This is a genomic window from Methylobacterium sp. E-066, assembly GCF_022829635.1.
Taxonomy (GTDB): Bacteria; Pseudomonadota; Alphaproteobacteria; order Rhizobiales; family Beijerinckiaceae; genus Methylobacterium.
In genome coordinates this window covers 1-12,571 of the sequence record NZ_JAKSYO010000065.1, presented here as the reverse complement: position 1 = coordinate 12,571, position 12,571 = coordinate 1, and the positions used below count along the sequence as shown (strand labels likewise).

The 12,571-nt window shown below is 71.9% G+C and carries 14 protein-coding genes; 12 read left to right on the top strand and 2 right to left on the bottom strand.

Features of this window, described 5'->3' with window-relative positions; translation table 11 throughout:
- The 4 genes from MKL20_RS07085 to MKL20_RS07070 all read left to right on the top strand — a co-directional run.
- A partial coding sequence (locus MKL20_RS07085) for a methyl-accepting chemotaxis protein (RefSeq protein WP_244036086.1) occupies positions 1–749 on the top strand: 749 nt, incomplete at its 5' end.
- Between the two features lie 153 nt (positions 750–902).
- Positions 903–1,376, top strand: a complete 474-nt coding sequence (locus MKL20_RS07080) for a chemotaxis protein CheW (protein ID WP_243970103.1) — start codon at positions 903–905, stop codon at positions 1,374–1,376.
- Between the two features lie 21 nt (positions 1,377–1,397).
- A complete protein-coding gene (locus MKL20_RS07075) occupies positions 1,398–2,243 on the top strand; it encodes a CheR family methyltransferase (RefSeq protein WP_244036085.1) in 846 nt (281 codons plus the stop codon).
- Complete coding sequence (locus MKL20_RS07070; protein WP_244036084.1) at positions 2,240–3,337, top strand: chemotaxis response regulator protein-glutamate methylesterase; 1,098 nt, start codon at positions 2,240–2,242, stop codon at positions 3,335–3,337. Before MKL20_RS07075 ends, MKL20_RS07070 begins: the two co-directional genes overlap by 4 nt.
- Positions 3,338–3,464: 127 nt before the next feature.
- Here MKL20_RS07070 and MKL20_RS07065 read toward each other — a convergent pair whose 3' ends face one another.
- A complete protein-coding gene (locus MKL20_RS07065) occupies positions 3,465–4,355 on the bottom strand; it encodes a LysR family transcriptional regulator (protein ID WP_244036083.1) in 891 nt (296 codons plus the stop codon).
- Between the two features lie 125 nt (positions 4,356–4,480).
- Between MKL20_RS07065 and MKL20_RS07060 the strand changes: the two genes are divergently transcribed.
- Complete coding sequence (locus tag MKL20_RS07060; RefSeq protein ID WP_244036082.1) at positions 4,481–4,867, top strand: DUF4260 domain-containing protein; 387 nt, start codon at positions 4,481–4,483, stop codon at positions 4,865–4,867.
- 125 nt (positions 4,868–4,992) lie between these two features.
- On the opposite strand, the gene MKL20_RS07055 is transcribed toward MKL20_RS07060, so the two are convergent.
- Positions 4,993–5,247, bottom strand: a complete 255-nt coding sequence (locus tag MKL20_RS07055; protein WP_244036081.1) for a hypothetical protein — start codon at positions 5,245–5,247, stop codon at positions 4,993–4,995.
- 445 nt (positions 5,248–5,692) lie between these two features.
- On the opposite strand from MKL20_RS07055, the gene MKL20_RS07050 reads away from it, so the two are divergent.
- From MKL20_RS07050 to MKL20_RS07020, 7 genes are all read left to right on the top strand, one after another.
- On the top strand, positions 5,693–6,049 hold the full coding sequence (locus MKL20_RS07050; RefSeq protein ID WP_244036080.1) for a DUF3761 domain-containing protein: 357 nt from the start codon (positions 5,693–5,695) through the stop codon (positions 6,047–6,049).
- A 264-nt stretch (positions 6,050–6,313) separates the two neighbouring features.
- Entirely contained in the window at positions 6,314–6,946 is a 633-nt protein-coding gene (locus tag MKL20_RS07045; protein WP_244036079.1) for a hypothetical protein, read from the top strand.
- Complete coding sequence (locus MKL20_RS07040; protein WP_244036078.1) at positions 6,912–8,216, top strand: DNA-packaging protein; 1,305 nt, start codon at positions 6,912–6,914, stop codon at positions 8,214–8,216. The genes MKL20_RS07045 and MKL20_RS07040 overlap by 35 nt, the downstream gene beginning before the upstream one ends.
- 106 nt (positions 8,217–8,322) lie before the next feature.
- A complete protein-coding gene (locus MKL20_RS07035; RefSeq protein WP_244036077.1) occupies positions 8,323–8,574 on the top strand; it encodes a hypothetical protein in 252 nt (83 codons plus the stop codon).
- A 508-nt stretch (positions 8,575–9,082) separates the two neighbouring features.
- Positions 9,083–10,270 carry a phage portal protein gene (locus MKL20_RS07030; RefSeq protein WP_244036076.1) on the top strand — a complete coding sequence of 396 codons (1,188 nt, stop codon included), beginning with the start codon at positions 9,083–9,085 and terminating at the stop codon, positions 10,268–10,270.
- Between the two features lie 327 nt (positions 10,271–10,597).
- On the top strand, positions 10,598–11,116 hold the full coding sequence (locus MKL20_RS07025; protein ID WP_244036075.1) for an HK97 family phage prohead protease: 519 nt from the start codon (positions 10,598–10,600) through the stop codon (positions 11,114–11,116).
- Positions 11,116–12,408, top strand: coding sequence for a phage major capsid protein (locus MKL20_RS07020; protein ID WP_409568125.1), 1,293 nt, complete (start codon positions 11,116–11,118; stop codon positions 12,406–12,408). The genes MKL20_RS07025 and MKL20_RS07020 overlap by 1 nt, the downstream gene beginning before the upstream one ends.
- The last annotated feature ends 163 nt before the right edge of the window (positions 12,409–12,571 follow it).

Below are 12,571 nucleotides of genomic sequence, written 5' to 3'. Positions count from 1 at the left end.
ATGCCAGCCAGACCGAGGCGATCGCGCGGCAATCGGCCAAGGATGCCGAGGCCAGCGGGGTCGCGGTCGGGCAGGCGGTCGACGCCATGCAGACCATCGCCCAGAAGATCACCATCGTGCAGGAGATCGCCCGCCAGACCGATCTCCTGGCGCTCAACGCCGCCGTCGAGGCGGCGCGCGCCGGCGAGCATGGCCGCGGCTTCGCGGTAGTGGCCTCCGAGGTGAGGAAGCTCGCCGAGCGTTCGCAGGCTGCCGCGGCCGAGATCGGCACGCTCTCGGTCGACACCGTGAAGGCGGCCCAGCAGGCCGGTGAGATGCTCGGGCGTCTGGTGCCGGACATCCGCAAGACCGCGGTGCTGGTGGAAGAGATCTCGGCGGCCTGCCGCGAGCAGGATGTCGGGTCGGCGCAGATCAACCAGGCGATCCAGCAGCTCGACAAGGTCACCCAGCAGAACGCCAGCGCCTCCGAGCAGGTCTCGGCGACCTCGGAGGAGCTGGCCACGCAAGCCGAGCGGCTGCAGGCGACCATCGCCTACTTCCGCATCGACGAGGCGGATGCCCGCATCGACGTGGCGGCGACGCAGCTGCGGGCGACGGCGGCCCGGATGGGCGCGCCGGTCAAGGGTGCCGCCGTCAAGGGCGCCGCCAAGACCCGCCTCAGCCGGCCCGGCCGGGCCGTGGGCGGCGGCTTCGACCTCGACATGGGCGACGGCGACGCCCGCGACGCCGACTTCGTCCGCGCCGCCTGAGCGGCCCCGGCACCGCGCGGGTTCTTCGCCCGCGCGGTGCCGTCCCTGAAACGACCGATCCCCAAACGACCGATCCCCATGTCGCCGCGGCGCAAGCCCGTGTCCCCCCGTTCGGGCAGGACCCGACCGGCAGCGGCCCAGCCGGAGACCAGCATGTCCAGCGTGTGGCAATATCTGACCCTCGGCCTCGATCGCGAGATCTTCGGGATCGCCATCGAATCCGTGCACGAGATCCTCGATTACCGGGTACCGGCGGCCCTGCCGCACGCGCCGCCGTTCCTGGTCGGCATGATCGACGTGCGCGGCCAGAGCTATCCGGTGATCGACCTGCGCACGAAGCTCGGCCTCCCGGCGATCGGCGTGACCCCGGCGACCCGGATCATCCTGCTCAACATCCCCATGGAGACCCGCGAGATGCGGGTCGGCTTCGTGGCCGACCGGGTGATCGAGGTGGCCGAGCTCGACAGCGCCGAGCTGGAACCCGCCCCCGATGTCGGCGGCCGCTGGCGCTCGACCTACATCGCCGGGATCGGCCGCAAGGGTGAGGCCTTCGTGGTCGTGTTCGACCTCAAGGCGCTGATGGCGGGCGACGACCCCGCCCTGCTCTTGCCGTCGCTCGCGGCCTGATCGCCGCAAAGGACCGATGCCATGCCGCGCCTGAAAGACCGCCATTTCGACACCGTCGCGGAGATGATCCAGGACCGGGTTGGGATCCAGATTCCCCCGGCCAAGCGCACCATGGTGGAGGGGCGGCTGCGCAAGCGCATGCGCGCCCTCGAGATCGAGTCCCTGTCGGATTACGGGCGCCACGTCTTCGAGGAGGGTCACCTCTCCGAGGAATTCGTCCACATCATCGACTGCGTCACCACCAACAAGACAGATTTCTTCCGCGAGCCAGCGCATTTCGACCAGCTCCGGGACGAGCTGGTGCCGAGGCTGCTCCGGGGCGCCGCCGCGCAAGCGCGCCTCAAGATCTGGAGCGCCGCCGCCTCCACGGGGGCCGAGGCCTACACCCTGGCCATGGTGCTGCACGACATGGCGATGGCCGGGCACGCCCTCGACTACGCGATCCTCGGCACCGACGTCTCCACGGAGGTCCTGCGGGTCGCCTCCGACGGCATCTACCCGGAGGACGTCCTCCAGGCGGTGCCGCCGCATTTCCGCAGGCGCTACGTGATGAATGCCCGGGACCCGGCCTGGAAGGTCGGGCGGATCGTCCCGGAGTTGCGGGCCCGCGTGCGCTTCAAGCACCTGAACCTGATGAACGCCCAGTACGCGGTCGATCGCGACATCGACATCATCTTCTGCCGCAACGTCCTGATCTACTTCGACAAGGACACCCAGCGCGCGGTGCTCTCCCGGCTCGCCACGCATCTGCAGCCCGGCGGCTTCCTGGTGGTCGGCCACTCGGAATCGATGGCCGGGGCCGGGGTGCCGGGCCTGGTGCAGGTCTCCTCGACGGTCTTCGCCCGGTCGAAGGGCGCGATCGGATGAAGCGGACGGCACCGATCCGCGTTCTGATCGTCGATGATTCCGCCTCGGTCCGCCAGACCCTGGTCAGTATCCTGGAGGCAGCCCCCGACATCACCGTGCTCGGCACCGCGGCCGATCCGTTCATCGCGGCGCGGCGCATCCACGACGAAGTCCCGGACGTCATCATCCTCGACCTCGAAATGCCCCGGATGGACGGGCTGACCTTCCTGCGGAAGATCATGGCCCAGCGGCCGATCCCGGTGATCATCTGCTCGACGCTGACCGACCAGGGCTCGCGGACCCTGTTCGAGGTGCTGGAGGCGGGCGCCGTCGACGTCCTGCCCAAGCCCCGCATCGACACGCGCCAGTTCCTGATGGAATCCTCCGTGCGGGTCTGCGACGCCGTCCGGGGTGCCGCCGGGGCGAAGCTGCGCACGAGCCGCCCGCCGCTCCGGGCGGTGGAGAAGAAACTCACGGCCGACGCCGTGCTGCCGCCGTCGGGCCGCCGCCGGACCCTGGCCGGGACGGAGCCGATCGTCTGCATCGGTGCCTCCACGGGCGGCACGGAATCCCTGCGCGACGTGCTGGAGGGGCTGCCGGCGGATTGCCCGGGCCTCGTGATCGTCCAGCACATGCCGGAGCATTTCACCGCGGCCTTCGCCAAGCGCCTCGACGGGCTCTGCGCCATCGCCGTGAAGGAGGCCGAGGACGGCGACGCGGTCGTCCCCGGGCGGGCCCTGATCGCCCCGGGCGGCCGGCACCTGCTGCTCCAGCGCAGCGGCAACCGCTACACCGTGGCGGTGAAGGACGGCCCGCTGGTCTCCCGCCATCGCCCCTCGGTGGACGTGCTGTTCCGCGGGGCCGCGCAATGCGCCGGCGCCAACGCGCTGGGCATCCTCATGACCGGCATGGGCGACGACGGCGCCAACGGCCTGCTGGAGATGCGCCGGGCCGGCGCGCTCACGGTGGCGCAGGACGAGGAGAGCTGCGTGGTGTTCGGCATGCCCAAGGAGGCGATCGAGCGCGGCGCCGCCGCCAAGGTCTTGCCGCTGGACCGGCTCCACCACGAGATCATCCGCTTCGGCCTCGCCCCGGTGCAGCGCCAGCCGGCGTGAGGCGGAGTCTAGGCGACGGTCGCCGTGAGAGGCGAGCCCGATCGCGTTGCAATCGGGCTCGCCTCTCACGCATTGATTGAACGCGCTCGCTTGCGCCGAACCGGAATCCCCTTCGGCGGCGAGCGCTCTAGCGGCCGCTCAGCACACCGATGAGCGCCTCCGACAGGACATCGGCGACCCGGCGGATCCGGGCGTTGCCGCGGACCTCCTCGTGCAGGACCAGCCAGACCGGCAGGGGCGCGAGGCGCAGGCCGATCTCCGCCTGCTCCAGCTCGGGCTGGCGCTCGGCCAGAAGCACCTGGGCGAAGCCGAGGCCGGCCCCGGCCAGCATCAGGTTCCAGGAAACCATCTGGTCGTCGCAGCGGATGCAGAAATCCTCGCGCTCCGCCCGGAGCCCGTGGGCCGCGTAGGCCCGCAGGAGCGCGTCGTTGCGGTCGAAGCCGAGCACGTCGTGCCCGGCCAGATCCGCCACATTGCTGGGCCGGCCGCGGCGCTCGAAATAGCCGCGCGTACCGAACAGCCCGAGCGGCGCCTCCCCGAGCCTGCGGGCGATCAGGGTGTTCTGGGTCGAGTCGACCATGCGGATCGCGATGTCGGCATCCCGGCGCAGCAGGTTCTGCGCCTGATCGGAGGCGACGAGCTCGATCTGGATGCGCGGCTCGGCCGCCCGCAGATCCGCCAGGATCGGCGGCAGCAGGAGGTTGGCGACGATCACCGAGGCGGTGATCCGCACGGTGCCGCTCAGACCCTGCGCCCGGCCTTGCGCCTTCAGCGCCAGCGCCTCCGCGGCCGTGCCCATGGCGCGGGCGTCCGCGATCAGGCTGAGGGCCGCCTCGGTCGGTTCGAGCCCCCGCGCCGTGCGGGTGAACAGGGTGACGCCGAACGCCGTCTCCAGGGCGCGGATATGCCGGCTCAGGGTCGGCTGAGTCGCCCCGACGCGGGTCGCGGCCGCCGATAGCGAGCGCATCTCCACCACCGCGAGGAACGAGCGCAGCAGGGTCCAGTCGGGGGTATTCATTTTTCGGACTATGCCATGCGAAACCGCTGGCTCGCCATGCACGCATAGATGATCGAGTCTCCGGCCGTCCACCCGGCGCATCGTCCCGAATGCCGGATTCGGGACGATGCGCCGGGAGACCCATCATGGCCGGAACCGTAACGGGCGCGCCGCGGCGACTCCTCCGCCTTGAAGGGCTGGTCGTCCTCGTCGCCGCCGCGGTGACGTATGGCCGTCTGGAGGCGAGCTGGTGGCTTTTCGGGCTGCTCTTCCTCGCCCCCAACCTGACCCTGCTCGGCTACGGCGCCGGGCGCGCCGCGGGGGCGGTGCTCTACAATGCCGGGCACTGGTACGGCCTACCGGCGGCGTGCCTGGCCTGGGGCGTTCTCGCGCCGGCGCCGGAAATCCTGGCGGCCGGTCTGATCTGGGCCGCGCATATCGGCTTCGACCGCGCCCTCGGCTACGGCCTCAAATACCCGGCCGGCTTCGGTGCCACGCATCTGGGGATGATCGGGACCGGCTCTCGCACCTAGTCCAGGAGGGCGCTTGCCGGCATTCGCGAGACGCGGTGCGGGCGGCGGCCGATAAAGAATCGCGCTTGGCCGCGGTCCTGGGCAAGAGCCGCCTGTTTTCCGACTCCGCGCGCCCCGGCGGCCGATCACGCCCGGCGGCGTTGACCCGCCAGCGTATCGTTGGCGACGACGGGCGGCGTCTCGGGGGGCGCGCCCGAGACCGATTTGCGCACCATTGCCGGATGCCGGCTCCGCAGGGCGGCCACCAGGAGGCCGGCGAAGACCGCCGCGCTCCCCGCCCCGAACGGTGCCAGGAGGATCGCGCCGAGGCCGAACCAGGGCCAAGCGCACAGACAGGTCAGGATGCCACCCGCCAGGGTCGCCAGCACCAGAACGAACACTTCGCCCCCGTATTCGCTTTCGATTGCGTCGCCGCGAAGCAGCCGACCCAAGTTACCGCCGCATACAGGCCCACGGCAATCCCAGTATTTTTGCAGGGCGCCTCGCGAAAACCGGCCGCGCCATGCTCAATACGCAGATCGACCTCGGCCTTCGATGCTCGGATCGCGGCGCGCGAAAATTTCTATCGGCCGACACTTGGGCTCGTTCGGGATCGACCATTGTCAGCTGCATCGGGATCGGGTGCGCTCCGGCCCCGCTGCAAGGCTACGGTCTTCCCACAGCGCGCGATTTGACGGCCGCGGCGGATCCGTCGCGTCGCCCCGGAACGCTGCCGTGGCAGTCGATCCACAACTTGGCGGAGGTTTAAGCCTAACCCGACATCGCGCGTGACTGCCCCGTCTGGGTTGTGTTTGATGGCAATCAACACAACCTGGAGGGTGCGCCGTGAGACCGATCCCGACCGTGACCGTGCCTTCCGACGGTCGGGGATGCCGACGCGCCGAGGGCCGGCCGATGATGCGGCTCGCCTGCGTGCGGCTCGCCCTGGCCAGTGCCGTGCTCCTCGCCCTCGCCGGGGGCGCCAGCGCCCGGGAGTTCCGCGCGCCCGACGAATCGACCCTCGACCGGCACGGCCATTATCGCAACCGCGACGGCTTCGAGGTCCATCGCCCGGCCAAGACCCGCGACGGCGGCAAGCCGGCCGGCGCCACGGCCCAGTGCCGGGACGACACCTGGAGCTTCAGCCGCAACCACCGGGGCACCTGCTCCGGCCACGGCGGCGTGGCCCATTGGGAAGGCTGAGCGGGCAGGCCTCTCAAGGTGTATGGATCAGATTGTCGTGCCACGGCGGGTTTTTGCGGAGGCGAGCCCGTCATTCCGGGCTCCGCTGCGCGGCCCCGGAATGACGGGGTGGGTGCTGAGACCTCACCGCCGACCTGGAAGGGACCGCGTGGACGAGCGCAAAAATCTCGGCCTAAAATCCAAAGATAGGAATTTTTGGATTGACACCGTCGCGCTCCTCGGGTACATCCAGGGCACGGTCGAAAAGTGTGCGGAGCGGCGGCGATGCGGACACTCGAGGCCCTCCCGGCCGAGCGGCGCGAGGCGGTCGAGGAGATCAGCGCCCGCACCGGCGTGAAGCCGGCCACGATCCTCACCTGGAACGCCCGGTCGGGCTGGCTGCGGCCGCGCCGCTGGCGGCATGATGTTGCCGCGCGCTGGCCGGAGGCGCGGCGGGCCGCGCTCGCCCGGCTGCTGAGCGAGGCGCGCAACGATCCGGAGGATGTCGCCGAGGCGGCCGGTGTCGGGCGCGAAGCCGCCACCCGGCTCCTAGCGCTCTGCGGCGTCGCCCGCCCCGAGCCGCAGGCCGATCCGGAGCCCCCGGTTGAGCCCGGCCTCCTCGATCCCGTTTCGGCGGCGGATCCGCCGATCCTGCGGGCGCATCTGCGCGCCCACATCGCCCGGCAGATCGCCGCCTTCGACGCCGCCTTGAGCGGGGAGGGGGCGGCGGTGCTCGATTCCGCCCGGGTGCTGCGCGACCTCGGCGGCCTCAAGCGGCTGCTCGACGAGATCGGTTCGGGACACGGGCGAGACAGCGGGGAGGGAGGCGATGGCGGCACCGAGCCCGATCTGCCAGCCCTCCGCGCGGAGATCGCGCGCCGCTATGCGGGCTTTGTCCGCGGCCGGACGGCTGCCTGACTTCCTGGCGACCCTGCCGGCGCCGCTGGTTCTTGCCCTCGCCGAAGACTGGCTGCACCAGGCCCGGCCCGACCAGCTGCCGCCCCCCGAGACCGCCTGGACGACCTGGGCGGTGATCGGCGGCCGCGGCAGCGGCAAGACCCGCACCGGGGCCGAATGGGTCGATGCGCTCGCCCGGGGCGATCCGGCCTTCACGGCCGAGCCGGTCGGGCGCATTGCGCTCGTGGGCGAGACCCATTTCGACGTGCGCGACGTGATGATCGAGGGGCCGTCCGGCCTCCTCAACCTGCCGCACCGGGGCCGGGCCCGGCCGCACTGGTCGCCGAGCCGGCGCCGGCTCGCCTGGGACAACGGCGCGGTGGCGCTGGCCTTCTCGGCGGAGGAACCCGATGCCCTGCGCGGTCCGCAATTCGGCGCCGCCTGGTGCGACGAGGCCGCCAAGTGGCGCCGGCCCGAGGCCGCGTTCGACATGCTGCAATTCGGGCTGCGGCTGGGCGCGCGCCCGCGCAACCTCGTCACCACCACGCCGCGGCCGGTGCCGCTGATCCGCCGCCTGCTCGCCGACCCGCGCACCGTGGTCAGCCGCGCCCGCACCCACGACAATGCCGAGCACTTGGCCCCGGATTTCCTGGAGCAGGTGGTCGGGCGCTATGCCGGCACGCGGCTCGGCCGCCAGGAACTCGACGGCGAGCTGATCGCCGACCGGGACGATGCCCTGTGGGATCGCGCCGCCCTGGAGGCCGCCCGGGTCGCCGCCGCGCCGGAGCTCGCCCGGATCGTCGTGGCGGTGGATCCGCCCGCGACCTCGGGGGCGCGCTCGGATGCGTGCGGGATCGTGGCCGCGGGCCGGGCCGGTGCCCGGGCCTATGTGCTGGCCGATGCCAGCCTCGCCCGGGCGAGCCCCCAGGCCTGGGCCGGGGCGGCGCTGGCGCTCTATCACCGGCTCGGGGCCGATGCCCTGGTGGTCGAGGTCAACCAGGGCGGCGAGATGGCCGCCGCGGTGCTGGCCCAGTGCGACCCGGCGGTTCCGGTCACCCCGGTCCGGGCCATGCGAGGCAAGTATCTGCGCGCCGAGCCGGTCTCGCTGCTCTACGCAAGGGGCCTCGTCCACCATGTCGGGGCGTTCCCGGCGCTGGAGGACGAGCTATGCGATTTCGGGCCGGACGGCCTGTCGAGCGGCGCCTCGCCCGATCGGCTCGACGCCCTGGTCTGGGCGATCACGCATCTGCTGCTCGACGGGGCGCGGGAGCCGCGGATCCGCCGGCTCTGAGTTCGGCCTGTGCGATCCCACACGGGAACGTGAGGCGTGTTGCAGCCACAAATTGCATACACTCCGTCGGCCTGATAATGTCGACCGCATATCCGGAGGGCGGCCCGTGAACGCGGATCCTGATCCTGAGGGCTGTCTGCCCGACAGCGCCCATCGCCGCCTGCGCAGGCTTGCCGAGATTCTCGGCTGCCCGGTCTCCGACTTTTTCGGGCCGCCGACGGTCCGCACCGACCTGAGCGCCACGGTCGAGCTGCTGCGCCTGTGGCACGCGATCACCGACGAGGCCGACCGCGCCGCCGTGCTCCGCTGCGCCCGCGAGGCGGCCGGCGTTGTCGAGCGCGCGGTCGAGACGGTTTGATCGGGATTGGTGCCAGGCCCGGCCTTTTTCAAAAGCAGAAAGACCCAGGAGATCCTACGATCCCCCTCATCCTGAGGTGCCGCGTCAGCGGCCTCGAAAGAGGTATCCAGCCAGCCACGCGATCCCTGGAGGGCTCCTTCGAGGCCTCCGCTACGCTTCGGCACCTCAGGATGAGGGGGGTGGATGGGATCGCCTGCGATCGGGCAGATCGGCCGATCGAGGCCGCGATGCCAGACCGCACGCACCCGCAAAACAATACGGCGCGCCTCTGCGAGAAGCGCGCCGGGAGTCGGTTCGTGGTCTCTGGAACGAACTGTATTCGGAATACATGAGTCGGCCGGTCATGGCTGTGGCGGCGTCGCCACGGTGACGGCTCGGGGTGCGGCGAATCCGCCGCACCCACCCGACCGCGCGGCGGCGCCCGATCTCAAAAAACCGCATCGCCGAACGCCGCTCCGGCTCGCCGGGCGGATCGGAGCTTCATACCCTAGCCCAGGACCGGACCGGCATGGCGACTCTCCTCGATCGGCTGGCGCGGGTCGCGCGCCTCGCGGCCCGCCCGGCTGGGCCTGACCTCGTCACCAAGGCCGCCCCGGCCTTCGCGCTCTACACCGACGGGCGGGCCAGCTGGACGCCCCGGGACCCGGCGGCGCTGGCGCGGGCCGGCTACCAGGGCAACCCGATCGTGCACCGGGCGGTCCGGCTGGTCGCCGAGGGCGCGGCGAGCCTGCCGCTCATCGCCACCGGGCCGGGCGCCGCCAGGGCCGCCGACCTCCTGGCGCTGCTGGCCCGACCGAACCCGCGCGAGAGCGGCACGCACCTGCTCGAGACCGTCTATGCGGATCTGGCGCTCAGCGGCACCGCCTACCTTGAGGCGGTGAGCCTCGACGGGCGGATCGCCGCCCTGCAGGCCCTGCGGCCGGCCCGGATGCGGATGGTGCCGGGCCCGGACGGCTGGCCCGCCGGCTATGTCTACACGGTCGCCGGGACCAGCCGGCGGTTCGACCTGCCGGCCGCCGGGGCTCCCGAGGTGGCGCCGATCCTGGCGCTCAGCCTGTTCCACCCGGACGACGATCATGCCGGCCTCGCGCCGATCGAGGCGGCCGCCACCGCGCTCGACATCCACAACGCCGCCAGCGCCTGGAACAAGGCGCTGCTCGACAATGCCGCCCGGCCTTCGGGTGCGCTGGTCTTCGCCGGGGCGGCGCTCACCGAGCCGCAATTCGATCGGCTGAAGGCCGAGCTGGAGGCGAACTATCAGGGCGCCGCCAATGCCGGCCGGCCGCTGCTGCTGGAGGGCGGCCTCGACTGGAAGCCGCTGGCCCTCTCGCCCAAGGACATGGATTTCGTCGAGGCCAAGAACGCCGCCGCCCGGGAGATCGCCCTGGCCTTCGGGGTGCCGCCGCTGCTGCTCGGCCTGCCCGGCGACAGCACCCACGCCAACTACGCCGAGGCCAACCGGGCGCTCTACCGCCAGACCCTCATCCCGCTCGCCGCCCGCACCGCCCAGGCGCTCGCCGGCTGGCTGGAACCCGCCTTCGGCGCCCTGGACCTGGAGCCTGACCTCGACCGGATCGAGGCCCTGTCGGGCGAGCGGGAATCCCTGTGGCGCCGGGTCGAGGCGGCCGGGTTCCTGTCGGCAGCCGAGAAGCGCGAGGCGGTGGGCTACCCGCCGGAGCCGGCCGCGGGCGGGTGAAGGGCGCGTGCCGCCTGCCCAGACCCGCGCGCGCTCCCTCCCCCTCTGCGGGCTATCGGATTCACCCATCCCCGGATGTGGCGCGGGTCCCCTCTCCCGTGCGGGAGAGGGACAGGGTGAGGGATGCGCGCTTTCCGGAAAGACCTGTCCCCTCACCCCAACCCTCTCCCGCACGGGAGAGGGGGCGCGTGGCGGCTTTCGCAAGCCGAGGTGTGAACATCGTAGCCCGCAGAGGGGGAGGGAGAGCGCCTGCCCTTCCTGGACTGGCTGTCCTTGAAGCCGCGGCCGCTCAGCCCATCCCGAAAAAACCAACCGAGGACCCTGCCGATGGATGGCCTCTTCTCCGGCTACGCCAGCGTGTTCGGCGTGCCCGATCTCGGCCGCGACGTGGTGGTGCCGGGGGCGTTTGCCGCGAGCCTCGCCAGCCGCGGGACCGCGGGGGTGCGGCTGCTGTTCCAGCACGATCCGGCCGAGCCGATCGGGCGCTGGCTGTCGCTGCGCGAGGATGCCCGCGGCCTGTTCGCCGAGGGGCAGCTCAACCTCGCGGTCCAGCGCGCCCGGGAGGTCGACGCGCTGATGCGCGGCGGCGGCCTCGACGGGCTGTCGATCGGCTTCCGCACGCTGCTGGCCCGCAAGGGCGCGGGCGGAGAGCGCCGGCTCCAGCGGGTCGATCTCTGGGAGATTTCCCTGGTGACCTTCCCGTTGCAGCCGGGGGCCCGGGCAAGTCCGAGCCCCACGCCTGACGACATCCGCGGCCTCGCCCGGAGGATCGCCGCCCCCGCGGTCCGCCCCCGATCGGCGGCCCCATTCCGCTTCACCCACCCCAGCCACGAGGTCGTTCGATGATGTCCCACACCGCCGCGCCGTCGCGTCCCGCCCCGGAGACCAAGGGCGCGCTGCCCGGCCTGGAGAACAAGGCCGGCCGCCCCGGGGCCGAACTGGTCCAGCCGGCGCTGGACGAACTCGCCATCGCCTTCGAGGCGTTCAAGGAGACCAACGACACCCGCATCGCCCAGATCGAGGGCCGGCTCGGCACCGACGTGCTCACCGAGGAGAAGCTCGCCCGGATCGACGCGGCCTTGGACGCCGCCCGGACCCGGCTCGACCGGATCACCCTCGACCGCGCCCGGCCGCCGCTCGGCCAGCCCGGTCCCCGGGAGGACGGGGCCACGCAGGAGCACAAGGCGGCCTTCGACCTCTATGTCCGCGCCGGCGAGAGCGCCGGGCTGAAGCGCCTGGAAGCCAAGGCCCTCTCGGCCGGTTCGGGGCCGGATGGCGGCTATCTGGTGCCGCAGACCCTGGAGCGGACCGTGCTGGCGCGTCTGGCGAATGTCTCGCCGATCCGGTCGATCGCCAGCGTGCAGCAGATCTCCGGTGCCCAGTACAAGCGCGCCGCCTCGGTGGGCGCCCCGGCCACCGGCTGGGTCGCCGAGACCGCCCCGCGCCCCGGCACCGACGGGCCGGTGCTCGCCGAGGTCGCGTTCCCGGCCATGGAGCTCTACGCCATGCCGGCCGCGACCCAGACGCTGCTGGACGATGCCGTGGTCGATCTCGATGCCTGGCTCTCGGCCGAGGTCGAGATGGCCTTCGCCGAGCAGGAGGGGGTGGCCTTCGTCACCGGCAACGGCGCCAGCCGCCCGCGCGGCTTCCTGAGCTACGATACCGTGGCCAACGCCGCCTGGGTGTCGGGCAAGCTCGGCTTCGTCGCCACCGGGGCGGCCGGGGCGTTCCCGCAGAGCAACCCGTCCGACGTGCTGTTCGATCTGGTCTACAGCCTGCGGGCGGCCTACCGCCAGAATGCCGGCTTCGTGATGAGCCGGCGTACTCAGAGCGCGATCCGCAAGTTCAAGGACGCGCAGGGCAACTACCTCTGGCACCCGCCGCTCACCGCCGACCGCTCCGCGACGCTGATCGGCTTCCCCGTCACAGAGGCGGAGGCGATGCCGGAGATCGCGGCGGGCAGCCTGTCGGTGGCGTTCGGCGATTTCCGCCGGGGCTACCTCGTGGTCGACCGCACCGGCCTGCGGGTGCTGCGCGACCCCTACTCGGCCAAGCCCTACGTGCTGTTCTACGTCACCAAGCGCGTCGGCGGCGGAGTGCAGGATTTTGATGCGATCAAGGTTTTAAAATTTGGGTGAGGGAGGCTGACACTCGCACGGCTCCCTCCCCCCTCTGCGGGGGAGGGTGGCCCGCGAAGCGGGTCGGGAGAGGGGAGCGCCGCTTCCGGACCAGTCGCGACGGGTGCCACATCCTGAACCGTCGCGCTGCCCCTCTCCCGACCCGGCCTGACGGCCGGCCCAC

Coding starts and splice junctions, on each gene's coding strand:
- MKL20_RS07080 (WP_243970103.1), top strand. CDS start 903: ATGTCCAGCGTGTGGCAATATCTGACCCTCGGCCTCGATCGCGAGATC.
- MKL20_RS07075 (WP_244036085.1), top strand. CDS start 1,398: ATGCCGCGCCTGAAAGACCGCCATTTCGACACCGTCGCGGAGATGATC.
- MKL20_RS07070 (WP_244036084.1), top strand. CDS start 2,240: ATGAAGCGGACGGCACCGATCCGCGTTCTGATCGTCGATGATTCCGCC.
- MKL20_RS07065 (WP_244036083.1), bottom strand. CDS start 4,355: ATGAATACCCCCGACTGGACCCTGCTGCGCTCGTTCCTCGCGGTGGTG.
- MKL20_RS07060 (WP_244036082.1), top strand. CDS start 4,481: ATGGCCGGAACCGTAACGGGCGCGCCGCGGCGACTCCTCCGCCTTGAA.
- MKL20_RS07045 (WP_244036079.1), top strand. CDS start 6,314: ATGCGGACACTCGAGGCCCTCCCGGCCGAGCGGCGCGAGGCGGTCGAG.
- MKL20_RS07040 (WP_244036078.1), top strand. CDS start 6,912: ATGCGGGCTTTGTCCGCGGCCGGACGGCTGCCTGACTTCCTGGCGACC.
- MKL20_RS07030 (WP_244036076.1), top strand. CDS start 9,083: ATGGCGACTCTCCTCGATCGGCTGGCGCGGGTCGCGCGCCTCGCGGCC.
- MKL20_RS07025 (WP_244036075.1), top strand. CDS start 10,598: ATGGATGGCCTCTTCTCCGGCTACGCCAGCGTGTTCGGCGTGCCCGAT.
- MKL20_RS07020 (WP_409568125.1), top strand. CDS start 11,116: ATGTCCCACACCGCCGCGCCGTCGCGTCCCGCCCCGGAGACCAAGGGC.